Source organism: Leptospiraceae bacterium, from assembly GCA_024233835.1.
GTDB lineage: Bacteria > Spirochaetota > Leptospiria > Leptospirales > Leptospiraceae > JACKPC01.
In genome coordinates this window covers 429250-445526 of the sequence record JACKPC010000004.1, presented here as the reverse complement: position 1 = coordinate 445526, position 16277 = coordinate 429250, and the positions used below count along the sequence as shown (strand labels likewise).

Annotated in this window: 9 protein-coding genes; 4 read left to right on the top strand and 5 right to left on the bottom strand. The window is 34.8% G+C overall.

The genetic code is table 11. The annotated features are described in order from the left end of the window. The first annotated feature begins 111 nt into the window (after positions 1 to 111). The 4 genes from H7A25_19955 (at position 112) to H7A25_19940 (ending at position 7958) form a co-directional block, all read left to right on the top strand. Entirely contained in the window at positions 112 to 1683 is a 1572-nt protein-coding gene (locus H7A25_19955) for a hypothetical protein (protein ID MCP5502183.1), read from the top strand. A gap of 191 nt (positions 1684 to 1874) precedes the next feature. Then, positions 1875 to 4769, top strand: a complete 2895-nt coding sequence (locus H7A25_19950) for a TonB-dependent receptor plug domain-containing protein (protein ID MCP5502182.1) — start codon at positions 1875 to 1877, stop codon at positions 4767 to 4769. Positions 4770 to 4889: 120 nt separating this feature from the next. Beyond that, entirely contained in the window at positions 4890 to 6353 is a 1464-nt protein-coding gene (locus tag H7A25_19945; protein ID MCP5502181.1) for a tetratricopeptide repeat protein, read from the top strand. A 9-nt stretch (positions 6354 to 6362) separates the two neighbouring features. Then, the gene (locus H7A25_19940) at positions 6363 to 7958 is read left to right on the top strand and encodes an adenylate/guanylate cyclase domain-containing protein (protein MCP5502180.1); all 1596 of its coding nucleotides are present in this window, start codon (positions 6363 to 6365) and stop codon (positions 7956 to 7958) included. Positions 7959 to 8012: 54 nt separating this feature from the next. Here the strand turns inward: H7A25_19940 and H7A25_19935 are convergent, their stop codons facing one another. The 5 genes from H7A25_19935 to H7A25_19915 are packed head-to-tail and all read right to left on the bottom strand — an operon-like array spanning position 8013 to position 15835. After that, a complete protein-coding gene (locus H7A25_19935) occupies positions 8013 to 10079 on the bottom strand; it encodes an LruC domain-containing protein (GenBank protein MCP5502179.1) in 2067 nt (688 codons plus the stop codon). 54 nt (positions 10080 to 10133) lie between these two features. Further along, entirely contained in the window at positions 10134 to 12236 is a 2103-nt protein-coding gene (locus tag H7A25_19930; protein MCP5502178.1) for a cyclic nucleotide-binding domain-containing protein, read from the bottom strand. A gap of 39 nt (positions 12237 to 12275) precedes the next feature. Then, complete coding sequence (locus H7A25_19925) at positions 12276 to 13208, bottom strand: 2-dehydropantoate 2-reductase (GenBank protein ID MCP5502177.1); 933 nt, start codon at positions 13206 to 13208, stop codon at positions 12276 to 12278. A 37-nt stretch (positions 13209 to 13245) separates the two neighbouring features. Further along, positions 13246 to 14364: a response regulator gene (locus H7A25_19920; protein ID MCP5502176.1), complete on the bottom strand. Its 1119-nt coding sequence runs from the start codon at positions 14362 to 14364 to the stop codon at positions 13246 to 13248. A gap of 1 nt (position 14365) precedes the next feature. Beyond that, positions 14366 to 15835 (bottom strand): PAS domain-containing protein, encoded by a 1470-nt coding sequence (locus tag H7A25_19915; GenBank protein MCP5502175.1) that lies wholly within the window; start codon positions 15833 to 15835, stop codon positions 14366 to 14368. Positions 15836 to 16277: the final 442 nt, after the last annotated feature.

Genomic DNA, 16277 nt, shown 5'->3' with positions numbered 1-16277 from the left:
CTTATCTTAAAGTTTTTTGTCGAATCAAATATCAAAAAAACGAGTATATTTTGATAGACAAAAAAAAGGATTCTAAGTGTTATAGTTTTATAGGTAACTTGGAGTAAAGAGATGAAACAATTTTTTAAAAGGTTTTTTTGGTTTATATTGATTTTTAGCCTGGTTCTTTTCTGTAAGAAAGAGGATAAGGATAAAGATAAAAACGTGGCAGCACTGGCCCTGCTATCTGCCGGTAATTCTACTACAACATCCGGAACCCAGAGTTCGGGTTCTCTTGTGGTAATACCCAGTGTTTTGACCGGTTCGAGTATCACGACCGCCACCAGTGAACGAACGGTCATTACCGATACAGAAGCTTTAACTGTATTGAAAAAAGTTTACTCACCGGTTCGGGCTTCTGTTAAAGCAGTAAGTGATATTGTGAAGATCGGAGACGTTTTTGTAAAGATTTTGGATAGTACTGCAATTTCAAAGCTTCTTAGCAGTAATAATACGGTTGTATTTAGCACTACAGAAAAAAACGATACAACGGATCCGAACTATAATGTGACTAATGGAAAAGTGATTCGTATTTCAAATAGCACAAATTTCGGAAGTGGTGGTAAAAAGCTTGAAATCTGGTGGAAACAAAATACATCTTCCACTATCACCGAACTAAAAGCCGGGGATGTAAAACAATTAGAATTCGAATTCTTAAAAACAGGGAGTACTGTGACAGATGGTATATTATTTTTCCGTCATGTACCGAGTGGCAAAACGGAATTCACCCTGGTTCGGGCCGAATTCAAAAAAGATATAACAAGTTCTTTAAAAACGACATTGCTTCACATTGCCAATTTACCGGATGTTGTCTATGCTCTGAATAACAAGGGAAATGCAGTAGCTTATATGACAGAAGATAGTAATGGTCTTGTGAATATTGATGGAGCTATCGAGTATATCGGAATTAAGATGCCCTTTATGGAAGACAATACAAGCGATACAACCAATTGGGGAAGTGCAAGTAAAAGAACCTATATTTATAAAGCAATTGGTTCTTCTGTAACTAATAAAGGTATCGTAAAGGTGATCCTTCCTTTAAGTACGGAAACTCTGAGTTCTACTCCTTTTGCAGATGCACAGAATTGGAGTCTCGGAGAACTTTTTACCGATGGATTTTTAAAGAAAATGGAAGCGACTTCTGTTTCGACTTGCTCTAGTGCAAGTAATATGTTACAGTGCTTAAATTTAGCCTGCGGTACTTCTTTAGCCAATACATCTAACCAGGCGACTTTAAGTTCTGCTCTTACAACTTATCAGTCCTGCGCTGCCCTTTCTTCAAACACCAATGCCCAGACCCAGATTAAGTCTATTCAGGCCATAACCGGAATTAAAAACCCCGTTTATTTTGCTGTAAACGGAACTGTCAATGATTTGGTTGGACAGGAGAATACCAGCGGTCTGACAGATCCGGAGGGTATTTTTGCTACTTACGAAAAGAATACCACCTTTGCGGCAGATTCTGTCCGTAAAAATACTGATGATGGAGGAGACTTTACCAATACCGGAGTTGGAGCTTTGAATATTTTAAATGGAAGCAGTATCGCACCGATTAGCGGTCATTCCAGTTCAATAGCTGCCTGGACAGGCAATGGGGAAGTTGCACCGGCTGCCACTATTACCGCGAATATTCTTTCCAGATAAATTCATGATTTTTGAAAATTGGCGAGCTTTTTTAGTTCGCCTTTTTTACGTAAAAATTTGATCTATCAAAGAAAAAATGCTTTCTATTTAAGTCTTTATTCGTATCCTGCTAAATACAAATTTAAGCTTATTCATTGAAGGTTCATGTTTTGTGTAGATCTCTTCTAAAAAGATGTCTGTATATCAGTTTTATGTTATTTATCACTTCTTTCTTGCAGGCTTCAGATAAAAAAGATTTACTCATTCACTTTCGACCTTTTCATTCGGCTTCTAACAGGCTTCTTGAAACCAGAATAAAACAGAAACTGGAAGGTATATTAAAAGACTATAATATACAGTTTCGAAACGAAGCACTTGGAGTCGAAACCAAGGATACTGAGGAGAATCAAAATTATCTAATAATTGATATATCCTATAAAACAAATGAATCTTTTCCTCCGGATATATATGCACAAATATATCACCCAAAAAATAAGGAGATTATAGACGCTATTTCTCAGGAAATTGATTTTGAACTGATCGAGGGAATTGAGTTGAAACCGGAAGAGTTCGAGGAAGAGGAAAGGTTAGAAGAATTTGCAAAGCGACTTGAGGTTTCTTTAAAAGTGAACCCGAAAAGAGAAAAGCTTACCTATAATATTATTGAACATTATTTAAACCGCCCGGTAAGCAGTGGTAAAAAAGAAAAGCTAATTGATGTAGACAGAAATAAAGAAAAGAAAGAAGCCTATCGTTTGCTTGAGGAAAACCAGGTTATTACTGCTTCACGAAGGCAGCAGGCTATCGAAGAGTCTCCGGCAAAAGTAATCGTGATTGATGCCAAAACAATAGAAGAAAGGGCCTACAGAACTTTGACGGAAGTTTTGCAGGATGTAAATGGGTTTGACTTTTCCACTTTTTATGATTCCGGGGAATATACAACTGATGTAATTTTACGTGGTATTGGAGATGTAGGGCAGACCCAGATTTTAATCATGGAAGATGGTATCATCCAGAATGACATCGGAAATGGTTGGATGAGGCATATGCAATATGATATAAGCCTGATAGATGTGAAAAGAATCGAAATTATTCTGGGTCCGGGTTCTGCTCTTTACGGAGCCAATGCCTATGCCGGCTTAATTAATATTATTACGAAACGCTCAAAAGATATATATAAGGAAAATTCTTCTTCTAAAATATTCTCAGAAACTCATATTGATTATGGTTCTTTTCAAACAAAACTGATAGAATCTTTTTTTTCCTACCGCTTTTCGAATGGTTTAAATCTTAGGTTAGCAGGACGATACATGGAAACACCAGGAGATGGAGGTAAGGGCAGGCCGGATCCCGGGAATTATTTTAACAATAATTATGAACCGGATAAGGTTCAGATAAATGATTATGGAAAATTTGGTGGTTCTGAACCCAGTGTTGAGAATGATAGGTATCCGGGGGGAGTAAGAAAAAAAATAAAAGATGGCTTTAAAACTGATAAAGAAAATGTATTTATCAGAGGAGCTATCCAAAAGGAAGAGTTTAATTTTGGTTTTACTATCTGGGATTTGACTGAAGGTCTGGGTAGCTACGTTCCTTCTTATGAATATTTTACGAATACAGATGATATCCCTTATACCAAAAGGCATAACGGATACTTTTTCCATATAGATTATGGTTTTAATGTCGGAAGAAAATTTAGTTCTCTTATAAAATTATATACAAGAAATACGAATATTCATCCGGATACCGGTTTTGTGTATACCTATCGTTACCAGAGTGTTGAAACTCCTGTAATCAACGGAGTTCAATACCCACCGGTACCGGATAAAGTTAAAGAATATCACGCTCAAAGCTATCTTTCGGGTTATCAAGAGCAATTTAATTATGATCTTTCAAACTCAAACCATTTGATCTGGGGAATGCAATTGGAAAGAGTGATACGTGCGGCTTCAGGGGATGAGTTGGGAGGAATTTCTTTAGGAAAGAGACAGAATTTACGTTCCACAATCGTGGAAAAAAGCTGGGATAGTCGAGGCTTAAAATCTTCTGTTGCTGCAATGTTTTATTCTACAAATGCTGCCTTTTATATACAAGATGAACAGAAATTTTATGATAATCAATATGGTATTACTATCGGTATCAGGAGAGATTATGATACCGACTATGGTTATGTGTGGACAGCTCGTTCAGGACTTGTTGGTAACCCTATAAAAAACATATATTTTAAACTTTTATATGGAGAAGCTTTTAAAGCTCCTACAGTCTTTCAGTTGTATGATGAATTTCGAGGAAACGAATTTTTAAAACCACAAAAGATAAAAACCTATGAAACGGAATTGAGTTATAAACCTTTTACAAATATAACATTTAAAGGAGGATATTTTTTCAGCCAGTTAATCGGTCAAATAAATGAGGCTCCCAATCCGAATGATGGAACTTACCTGATAGGTTCGGAAAGCCAGAAAGCCAGTTATTATCAAAACCTTGCAAATACTCATATATATGGAACGTCTTTTGAATTAGATTGGAAGCCTTACCGATATCTATCTTTTTTTACTAACTATACTTATACAGGAAAAAGAAAGAGAGAAGGTCTATTTGAAGTGGATGTGGATCCCCTGAGCGGAAAAATAAATAACATTCGAACCCTTAATGATGGTTATGAAATAGATAATATAGCAGCAAGAAAAGCTAATATAGGAATATATTATATACTATTAGGTAAAGTAAGTATGAATTTACGAATGAACTGGGTGGGTAAGCGAAAGGCTCCTTCCACCAATCGTTATTTTCAACCATACGATTATAGTTTTACAAAATATCCTTATGTTACGGAAGGAAAGCCAGATTCTTATCTCGCTTCTTATACTCTTGTCAACCTTACATTGGCTTATCACAATCTATTTGGTATTCAAGGGCTTATATCAAAGTTGATTATTCGAAATCTTTTCAATAAAGAATATATGGGAGTGGGGCGACAGGCCGGTAGTGCTACAAGACCTATAGATGAACTACAACCTATGGTATCTAACCCTGAAGGGTTTGTCAGTCCCTATCACCCGCAACCGCGAAGAGAAGTTTATTTGCGATTATCTTACAGGTTATAAAAGATGCAGAGGGTTTTTAAATATTTAGTTTCGATATTTTTTCTTATCCCAACTTTTGTTCTGAGCCCGGAAGGGTCAAAAAAAATCCCTATTATCTTAAGTTCGAACCATTCGATTTATATGAAAACCTTATCGGGTCTGGAGTATTCCTTACAGTCTCCTTCGGAAATATTTTTTATTAGTTCTATAGAGGATAAATCAGCTTTTTTTAATCGATTGAGAAAAAATGCAGCAGGTATAATAATTACAATAGGTAATACGGCAACAGAAGAAACAAGAAAATTTATAAATGATATTCCTATATTGTTTATAATTCAGAACTATCCGCATTCTCTTGAAGTTCATAAGGGGAATGTTTGTGGATTTACATCCGATGTTTCTATTCAGTATTTTTTCGATGTATTGAAGCGAATTAAACCTTCTGCAAAAAAAGTATATTCTTTTTATATGGATGAAAAGGGAGCTTATTTTGCAAGAGAAGGTAAGTATTACGATATCTGGATGAATTTAGATCTAAAAGTAATTAAGATTAAACATCGCATGGAAGTCGAGTCAAAGTTAAAAGAGATCGAAAAAGATGCAGATGCTTTTTATATGGTCTTTGATACACTCTATGATAAAGATACTTTTGAGCAAGTCTCTGAGTTTTGTAAAAAGAAAGGGATTATTCTTATGACATATTATCCCGGGCTTGCTGATCTGGGTGCCAGTTTTGCATTAGCACCGAATTATACAAATGTAGGAATTCATGCTGGAGAATTTGCTAATAAAGTCATAGGAAAGGAGCTTTCATGTAGTTCGGGTCCTATTATTTCACCTCAGAATCCATTTCTTTATCTAAATAAGGCATATATCGAGGCTTCCGGTATTCTTATTTCTAAAGAGGTTCAGGACAGAGAAAAAAAGGAGAGATTATTAGCATTTGCTATAAATCTATATAATAAGAAAAAATATACTTCATCACGAGCTGTTTTTGAAAATGTAATAAGATTATATCCGAACGATACAATAGCATATGAATATTATAATAAAATAATAAATTTGCAAACTTCTAATGAAATTAATAGTATGTTACTTAGAGCTGAAGATTATCGAAAAAAGAATGACTATCAAAATGCAATTTCTGTTTATAAGAAAATTCTTAGTTTGAATCCGAATTTGAAGAATATTCAGGAAAAGATAGATAGTTCTGTTTTTGAAAAAAGTGAATATGTTAGGAAAAAAGGTATGCAGTATCAGTCTCGCAATGAGCCTTATCTGGCAATCAAGGCATACAAGGAAGCTTTAAAAATTTATCCGGGAAATCAAAAAGCAAAAGAGCAGTATTCAATCCTGATTAGTACTGAAAAGAAAAAATTGAAAAGCTATGTTGGTAAGGGAATCGAAAAATATAAACATAGGAAATATACAGAAGCTATTGTTATTTTTAATAATGTACTTTTAGTAGAACCGGCAAATAAAGAAGCAAGAGAATATTTGCATTCATCGACTTTAAAACAAGAGGCTTATGAACGTTTAATGGATTGCAAGTCTGATTTGAATGAAAAGTGTAAACTTTGGAAGGATAGCTGGGAAAAGAAATAGGATATTTTGATGAGAATATTTTATAAACTTATTCTTCTTATTTCTGTTGTTCTTCTTTTGGGTACTTTACCTATATCTTATTTTATGATAAATAAAAGCCAGGAGATAATTTTAAATAAAACTCTTGATGTTTGTACGAACATTGCTTCTAACCTTGTAACTATAGCGAGAGATGAATTATTTCTGGATGCAACTTATCAGAATACAGCTAATTTAATTCAACGCCTTAAACAATCAAAGATTAAAGCCCTGGATAATATATATATAATTAATGTATACGGCAAATATGTAGTAGAGATGAAAGACGTGCATATGGGAAAAAATATTTCAATGGAAGAGGTTGATTATTTTAAAAAAATTGATGAGAGTAAGCTAGAAGAAATTAAGCTCGAGAAGAAAAGACTTTTGAGATTCAGTTATCCCGTATATTTAGATGAAGAAAAATTAGTAAGAATCGGAATGGTTGTATTAGATTTTAATAAAAAACATTTGTATCAACCTGTAGAGGAAATTCAATATTTTGCCATACTCTTAGGGCTTGGAGTATTTTTTATAACCTTAATTTTTACGATTATTACTTCTATCTTATTTACGAGACCTATAAATTCTCTATCAGAAGCTGTAAAATTATTTAGTGAAGGAAAGTTTAGTCATAGGATTCAATTGGAATCCGGAGATGAACTGGGCAAGCTGGCAAATGCATTTAATACCATGGTAGAAAGTATTGAGGCAGCAGATTCCTTGAAAAATAGTTATATCCAAGCGTATCAAAAATTTGTACCTATGGAAGTTGTAAAATTTTTAGAGAAAGAGAGTATACTCGACATTAAATTAGGAGATCAGGTTCAGAAGGAAATGACCATATTGTTTTCGGATATACGTTCCTTTACTACTCTTTCCGAACAGATGAACCCGGAAGAGAATTTCAATTTTATCAACTCCTATTTCAAGAGAATGGGACCTATTGTTAGGAAACATAATGGTTTTGTGGATAAATACATTGGTGATGCCATAATGGCTCTTTTTCCGTATAGCGTGGAAGATGCAATTGATGCTGCTATTGAAATGCAGCTTTCTATTCAAACTTATAATAAAGAAAGGGAAAAAGTTGGTTACAGTCCTATTGCCGTTGGAATTGGAATACATACTGGAAATCTAATGTTAGGAACTATTGGAGAAAATGAAAGGATGGAAGGTACTGTTATTTCAGATAGTGTAAATCTTGCTTCCAGGTTAGAGAGTTTAACAAAGCTATATTCGGCTCCTATTATTATTAGTGAAAAAGCATTTATCAAGTTAGGCGATACGGAAAAATATAATTATCGTTTTTTGGGAAATGTGAAAGTGAAAGGGAAGGTGAAGGAAGTTTTTATCATTGAATTATTTGATTATTATTCAAATGAGAAAAAGGAGATGATGAAAGAAACCAAAAGCCGTTTTGAGAATGCTATTGTTTTATATCATGCCGGAGATTACGAGGGAGCTAAAAAAATATTCCAGGAAATTTTAAAGGAATATGCTGAAGATGAAACCACAAAAAAATATATAACACAGTGCGAATATGCTTTAAAATATGGTGTCGAAAAAGAATCTGCGGTAGATTAGAAAAAAGGAATGTTATTCAAAGAGGAGGAGACTTGAATAACATTCCTATAGATCTTAAATCTTTTGATTGTTAGAGAGAAACTTATTTTTCATATACAGCATGAAGCTTGCAAGTACTATTAAAGAAATTAAGGAAATGCTTACACTCATTCCGGGACTTCCTGCGTTTAAAAATGCAAGTAGACCGCTTTTCTCTGTATCTACAGGAAAAACTTTATCGGCGATAAATTCTTTATACCATTCTTTTTCCAGTGTCCCTTTACTTTCTGCCCAGACAGTAAACTTGGGATAACCACTTACACTGCTATTTCTGATGTCCTGTTTTTCAAAAGGCCATGCCCAGATTCCTGGAACCATAATAGCCCAGGGAAAGCCTTTTGAGTCGAGATATAAGTCGGCCTTTTCTGCATTAAAGTATTTTCCCGGAAAATGAACTTCGTAATAAGAAGCATCTGCACTCAGAGACTTTGGAGCAAGAACCGGATATTTATTATCTACTTTTTTACTAAGAATCTTTATAAATAGATCATAAGGTGCGTTTCCAAGAGCAGCACGGCTTACGGGTGTATTAAAGTTAATTTTAACACTGGCGATATGGCCTGGGTTGAAAATCTGACCTGAATAAGAATTTGAAGAAGGAATTGTTGTATTGCTTTTATCTAATATCAAGAGTCCATCTTGAATTTGAGAGGCATTTGGATAGAAACGGTTTATACCGGTTCTTACATTACTTCCGCTTGCATCTGTGATGGTGGTTTCATAGCTTATATCTGTTCCTTCCGGTAGTCTTAGATTTAAGGTATGGACATAACCCGCTCCGCGGGCTACATGTTGATAGAAACCGCGAATTTCAACGACTTCTCCTTTTGCATTTAAATCTTCTTCGTTATAAAATTGAATTACATAATCATTTAAATCTGCATCACCGGCACTGGGATACAGGTCTTCAAAAGCAACTGTATTTACCCCGGATGAAGGAAAACGTAACTTTGTTACTCTTTTCGGATCATCGGGATAAGCATCCAGCTTATCACTTACTCCGTCTCCATCACTATCACTATCACTATAAACGGTATTTAGTTGTTTCTTTTTTGCAGAAATTGTAATATTCCCGATTGTGCTAATCGACTTTTTAACGGTACAGGAAGAATCTTCTTTTTGTTTGCGATGTTCATCAGCTTTACGGTTCTCCATTCCATTTTCGTTGACTCCGGTACTTTTCCCGGGATTATCTTCATCGATCCCATCGGCATCGTTTCCGTGTCCTTTGTCTTTATCCGAACTGCAATTACTGAGTGTTCCATTAATTTCCAAAGGAACCGGTGTCGAATTAGAGCTATCATTACCCAGACTCACATATACTTCAACCTGTGAAGTGGAAGTGCTGACGTTGATAGAACCGCTTACTTTACCATTTTCATCGCTTACCTGTTGGAAAAGAATTACTTTTTCTCCATTCGAATTTGTTTCTGTAATGGTTACAAGGATTCCGCTCAGTATATTTCCGTCCTTATCCAGAACGCTGGAATCAACTTTATAAGTCTTATAGGTTTCGTATGCAAAGGTGTCTGATGAGGAAGTATCTACAAGAACATTTACGCTGATATCTTTAGATTTTAAACCGGAACTGCCAGGGCTCTTGTCTTCATTAGATGTTGTATTATTATCCCCGGAAGAAGTATTGTTGTTATTGTCTCCGGAAGAAGTATTGTTGTTATTGTCTCCGGAAGAAGTATTGTTGTTATTGTCTCCGGAAGAAGTATTGTTGTTATTGTCTCCGGAAGAAGTATTTTCATTTTCTACTTTTTTAGAAATGATCACTTCTCCTGTGTTGGATTGACCTCCAGACGAAGGCTCTACTTTATATTCCTCTTTATTGCTTCCGGTAATTGTAGTAGATGGATCAATTATTACCGGATTGGATTCTGTTATTCCCGGATCGGTTTGACTGGCCCTCCCTCCACTGGCATTGTCATTTGAGGGGGTGGTAGAACTACCACTTGATGTAACTTGTTCTTCTGTGCTTTCAAGCACACTGGCTAAAGGTACGGGTATCTTCTTCTTTTTAGCACACTGCACAGTCAAAAAAACAAGTAAAATAGAAATAAGTAACTTTTTCATAGCTATATTTTCCTCCAGATTTCTCTCTCCTCAAGTATAGACGAAAAAAAAGGATTATAAATTATTTTTTTCCAGATGCAATAAAAAAAATGTAATATCCATACTTTCAAATGTTTCTAATCTAAGATGTAGATATTTTGCTGATTTATTTCTGGATTTTAGGGGTAATCTCAAAAGTTTCTGCTTTTTTAAATCTTTCCACAGCTCAGCTCTCAGGTCTTTTTTGTAAAAAAGAGTGTATATTTCTTCAAATCTCTCGGCTTTTTCAGGCACCTGAGGATAAGATTCTATAAAGGAAGTCGATTTATGAAGAATTCTCCCCTCCTTATCCAGCAGGAGAAAGTCTGAGGAGAAAGACGATAAAAGTTGAAAAAGCTTATCTTTGAGTTTTACTTCTTCATTTTTTAGAAAATCATATTTCAGTGTTTTAAGCTCAAGTTCTTCTATTTTTGAGGATAGGATTTTCTCTGAATTTCGAATTCTACTGGCCAGGGTTTGCATGAGTTTATAAGCAAAATCCGGATTTCCCTGCAAAAGACCTTCTAAATTATTACGACTGGCAACAGCCAAAACGGAATCTTCTTTACAGATGGCACCGGCAGCTCTGGGTTGATTGCCGAGTATGGCCATTTCTCCAAAAATTTCTCCGGGTTTCACTCTCGCCATAATAACTTTTTCCCCGGATTCGAGGGTTTTAAAGATTTCAATTTCCCCTTTCTTTAAAAGATAAAAAGTTTCCCCGGATTCCCCCTCATTAAAGAGTACGGTTCCTTTTTCAATGTATTCAAGTGACTCCATTACCGTACTGGTTTTTACAAAGAACTTGCGAATGTTTTCAAAACCCGGTATTTTTAAGTTAAAGATAAGTCCTTTTCTTAATTTGAATAGAGCGTATCTGAATAGAAAGCGGATAATTTTCAGATCCGGTTTTTGAATATGTACAAGGGTTCCAAAAGGAAGACTTATATCCTCATGATTTTGCCAGGTGATTTTGGCACGAATAGGAGGTGATATTCGCTCAGAGTAAACGCAGCGAAATGTAATTTCCTCCTGTATGGGAAGGGGTTCAAAGGTTATAAAAAAAGAGTTTAAGGGGTTTATATCGGTTGAAAGTACATGAGTTTTTAATTTGGGATATAGAAATTGTACTTCGGACATAACCGGAATGCTGATTCGGCTATAACGAAAATATTCCGGGTTAATTGAACCATTCAGGAAAAGTTGTAAGCAAACAAGCGCGGGGTATAGTATAAGTAAGGTAATGAGTTCTTCTCGGGAAAGATGTAGTCCCAGAGAACTGGTCACCTCATTTTGAAAAGTTGCAGCTGAAATGCTCGTGAAGAGTGTGATTAAAAATAAAAGCCAGCGGGCATGGCTCATGTGAAAACGGAAAAGCGGAGTGAAATCTTCATTTCGTTTTTTCATAGATTTCAAAATCCAGCGTTCATACTGAGGTTGTTTTTGAAGAATTTTCCAATCATCAAAGAAAATTTTCTTTTGAAGGAGTTCATCCCGGCTTGGAAAATAATGAGAATGAGCAATTGTATATTCTATTAATACAATTAAACCTGCCAGTTCAAGAGCGATGAGATAAGTGGAATTTCCTCCCGAAATTAAAAGTGTATCGTAAGCTGCGTGAAAGAAAAAAGGAATGAAAAAAGCGAGGAGAAGATATAAGATTCGCTCTGCTTTAAAGGAATGTAGATGGTACTGGCCCATGAAGTAAGCAATCAGGCTACAGGTGGCAATATGTACTATAACCGAACTAAATAGACGCATGAAAATAACAGAGGAAGAAATGGCATAAGCATAAATAATATTTTCTAAGAAAGCAAAACCGGAAGCAAAAAAAATTGCGACATTGATTAAGGCAGGAATATCCCGAATATCTTTCTTTTTTATGAATATGTAAAGGTAGATATAAGCACAGAGTTTTTCGGGCAGTGCTGCCTGGAAAAAGCCTATATACCGAAAAGAAAGATTGATGTAGGGTTCTATAAGAGAATTAAATAGAAGCAAACAGGAAGCAAAGATGATACCGTAAAGAAATGAATCGATAAAGAAAAAGAATTTATAGCTCGATTGATTTCGTTTATATAAAAAATAGCCTCCAAAGAGAGAAAGAGAGCAAATCAGGAGTTTTTCTAATGCAGGCACCCTATATATCCTTTTTGAAAAAGGATATAGAAAAGCTTTTTAGTTGGCAATATTTTTTTTATTTAAAGCACGAAGAAGGGTGTATAAACTGAAACTATGGGGAAGTTTCTGATTGTGCTGCCTGGCAATATCGAGAAGGTTTCCGAGAATAGCTTCTACTTCCATTTCTCGATTAGATTCATAATCCAGAAGCATACTGGTTTTATAGGGCTCCATTTTTAAGGTCATGTCTAGATAATTATCTATCAGTTCATTGGCCTGTCTATGACCTTCTTTTTCTGCAATAAGGCAGACTTCCTCCATGATTTCTCGCACCAGTTGACGGCTTACCGGGTCTTTCAGTATCTCTCTGGTATTCATCCCTCCGCTTAAAACTGAAATTGGGTTAAAAGGTGCATTCCAGACCAGCTTTTTCCAGCGTGAGAAGAGGATATCTTCAGATAATTCACAGGGAACTTTTGTTTTTTGGAAAAGTCCAGCGAGTCTTTTGGAACTCTTTGTTTTTCCGTGTGGATAAGAACCAATGTTTATATGGCCATAGTCAATATGGTGAATCAAACCGGGTTTTATACGGTTGATGCAGGTGAAAGCCAGTCCACTGATAATTTCATTTTCCGAAAAGAGTTCCTGAACTTTTTTTTCTATGCCGATTCCATTCTGTAATAAGAAAAGAGCAGTTTCTTTTTTTAAATAAGGTGAATAGAGCCCTGTTAAATCAATATCAGGAAGTACTTTATGGGAGATGAGCAGATAATCAAAGGAAAGATGCTTACCTTCGCCTTCCTGTAGCACATGTTCGGGTTGAAAATGAAAATCGCCCCAGGGACTTTTAATGTCTATACCATATTGCCGGATATGTGAATAATCAGAACGACAAAGAACACTTACATTGCAATTATCCAAACGGTTTAAGATCCCGCCATAGAAACTTCCAACTGCCCCGCTACCGATAACTAATATTTTTATATTCATATTCTTTAATATTTCTAAGTAGATTTAATACTTGTATTTAATCTACTTGTAATAGAATATCTTGAAGTTTTTCTTCAGATACAGGTTTTGTAATATAGCCCATGACACAGGAAAAAGAATGTGCTTTTTTTATATCTCCTGAATCAACCGAAGAACTTACAATATAGACTGAATACTGGTTATTGTCTCCTTTAATATGTTCCAGAAAGTCCCAGGCATTTAGTCCGGGCATGTTGATATCTAAAAAAAGAATGTCCGGTTTTTTAGGAGACTTTTTGAGGAAAGATAAAGCTTCTTTTGAATCAGAATAAGACTGTACAACCCAATTTTTATTAAAGCAATTTAAAGTAGATTCTAATATAAGAATAGATAAGGGATCATCATCGACTACCATTATCTGGGAAATTGTTTTTTTCTGTTTTTCTTTTATAATAAAATCGCTTATATTTTCTTCAGATAAAATTTCTGAAATATCTTTTATGATACTATCCAGCTCATTAGCTGTTTGTTGGATATCATTCAGATAGGGATTTGCATCTTTATATAAGTCATGATTTATAAGTTGTAAAAGACCTGAAATATTACTGAGACTCGCCCTGAGATGGTGGGAGTTTATAAAACGTAATTTATCTATTATTTCATTTTTGGAATATAAGGTATCCTGTAAGGTTTTTAGTTCTTTATAAAATTCTATAGAGTTTTCTTGTTCATTTTTTTTCTTATCTAAAGCGTCAAAAGCCATTTTTTCGAATTTTTCCAGTTCTTGTTTGATTCTTGATTCTGATTGGGATGCTCGTTTCAATTTTGCATCTATGGCATCTAACATATCCTGTTTCATAAAGGGTTTGGTTAAGTAATCATCTGCGTTGAGATTCATACCTTTTCGAATATCCGCTTTTTCTGTTTTGGCACTTAAGAAGATAAAGGGAATATTTTTGAATTCTTCACTCTGCCGAATCTTTTCTAAAAAACTGTAGCCATCCATTTCCGGCATCATGATATCGGAAATAATGAGATCCGGCTTGAAATTTTCCAGAACTTCTAAGCCTTCAATACCATTAGAAGCTGCTTCTACTTTGTAACCAGCACGGCTTAAAAGGATCGTAATAACCTCTTTTAAAGCTTCTTCATCTTCTAATACTAATATTGAAACCATATTATTTTATCGGTAGCTTAATAATAAATAAACTACCATCCCCGAGTTTAGACTTACAGGTAATTTTCCCGTTATGTAATCGCACCATTTCTTTGACGATCGAAAGACCTATACCATTACCACTATACTGATTAGAATTTTTTGCTCTGTAAAAATTATCAAATATTTTTTTTATTTCGTCTTCGGGAATGCCGATTCCATAGTCCTGGATTATGAAAATCAATTTATTATTTCTTTCTTCAATGATGATCTCCGGAGGTTTTCCTGAGGATGTGTATTTTATGGCGTTATTAAGTAAATTAATGACAATATGGCTGAATAAAAATGGGTCTATACTTATTTGGGGAATTCCATTTTTGACCTGTAGTTGAATTTTACTTCCCAATGGATGAGTTTTATAGTATTTATTTAATATATTATGTATGTAAGCCGGGAAATTTATTTTCTGAGGATTAAATTTTATATTACTATCTTTGATGTCTCCTAAAAAGCCAATATCATCCAAAAGATTTTCCATACGCGTTAGCGCTGTTTTAATTTTGGATTGGAGGTTTGCATATATCTGTTTATCTTCTTCTGTTTTTGTGACTACCATATCATTTATTAATTCAATACTACTTTGTATGACAGTCAGGGGAGTGCGAAATTCATGTGAAACCGTGGTGATAAAGCTGGACTTGAGTTCACTAAGTTCCTTTTCTTTTCGAAAGGCTTTTTCTTGCTCTCTGTTAAATTTCTGTTGAAGACTTATATCAAAGCAGATATGGAGAAATTGAAAGGGTTTTAGCTCATCATCTAAAAATGGAATAATTGTAATATCCCACCAACACTCTTCTTCTTTGGATGTAAAAACTTGGATTTTATTTTTCCATACATTTCCTTTCATTAGAATCGGAAGCATGGAATCATAGACGGGTCTTTCTGATTTTTCTTCCCAGAGAGACTTACAACGAAAATTGCATTTTTTCAAGTTGGGAAGTCCGAAGTAGGAGAAGTATTTTTCATTGGCTTCTGTAATAAAACCCTCTATATCTGAATAAAAAACGATGGCTGATTGTTCCAGGGCCTTTTTATATGCACTTACTGCATTTAAGGTATTTTTTTGATTGGTTATATCGATGATTATAGCCATGTACTGGTAGATTTCTTTATTTTCATTAAAGATGGGTTTTATCTCCAGGTTTATCCAATAGGGCTGTTTGTTTTTGGTATAGTTTAAAAGTTCAATATTTTCTACACCTTCACCTTTTGCCAATTTTTGGTGAATGTGGTATAATAAAGTATCATCGGTTTGAGGACCGTGTAAAAACTCTTTAGGAGTTTTTCCGTAGACTTCTTCGAGGCTATAACCGCTGAGCCTTGTGAAACCTGTATTTACCCATCGGATCTTTCTATTTTTATCGGTAATCACGACTGCATTATGGGTAAGGCTGGCAATTTTGGCCAGTTCGAGGTTTATTACACTTTCCATTTTAATACCTGATGTATTCACTCAATTTTTCCGGGACACTCTACTGACTACCGGTTTAAATCGGTAGTCAAGGAAATTTCTCCCTGATTTTTTGAGCGGATACTACCTGATTATAAAATAACCTGATTGGTTTTTCCGTAAATTACTTTTTTTATTAGTGTGATTTTGGCATTCCTGTATTTTGTCCAGAAGGCCTGGAACTTTTTCAATAATTTAGATAAAATTATACTTGTTAAAGAGTAAGCAAAGTGAATTGGAAAAATATCGTTCTGCTCAAGCTTTCAATGAAATGAGTGAGGTTTTTAAACCTGAAAAGGACGGCAGTATGAGCGAGGAACAGATATTTTCTCACTCAAAAAAGAAATTTAAAAAATGAAAACGAATATGAGCTTATTAAATCCTGCAATTTATAGATATTTAATCGTTGGCTTTAAGAAGCTAC

Bases quoted from the DNA above. Each gene is read 5' to 3' on its own strand.
- H7A25_19915 (MCP5502175.1), bottom strand. From the start codon at position 15,835: ATGGAAAGTGTAATAAACCTCGAACTGGCCAAAATTGCCAGCCTTACC.
- H7A25_19940 (MCP5502180.1), top strand. From the start codon at position 6,363: ATGAGAATATTTTATAAACTTATTCTTCTTATTTCTGTTGTTCTTCTT.
- H7A25_19925 (MCP5502177.1), bottom strand. From the start codon at position 13,208: ATGAATATAAAAATATTAGTTATCGGTAGCGGGGCAGTTGGAAGTTTC.
- H7A25_19950 (MCP5502182.1), top strand. From the start codon at position 1,875: ATGTTATTTATCACTTCTTTCTTGCAGGCTTCAGATAAAAAAGATTTA.
- H7A25_19955 (MCP5502183.1), top strand. From the start codon at position 112: ATGAAACAATTTTTTAAAAGGTTTTTTTGGTTTATATTGATTTTTAGC.
- H7A25_19935 (MCP5502179.1), bottom strand. From the start codon at position 10,079: ATGAAAAAGTTACTTATTTCTATTTTACTTGTTTTTTTGACTGTGCAG.
- H7A25_19945 (MCP5502181.1), top strand. From the start codon at position 4,890: ATGAAAACCTTATCGGGTCTGGAGTATTCCTTACAGTCTCCTTCGGAA.
- H7A25_19920 (MCP5502176.1), bottom strand. From the start codon at position 14,364: ATGGTTTCAATATTAGTATTAGAAGATGAAGAAGCTTTAAAAGAGGTT.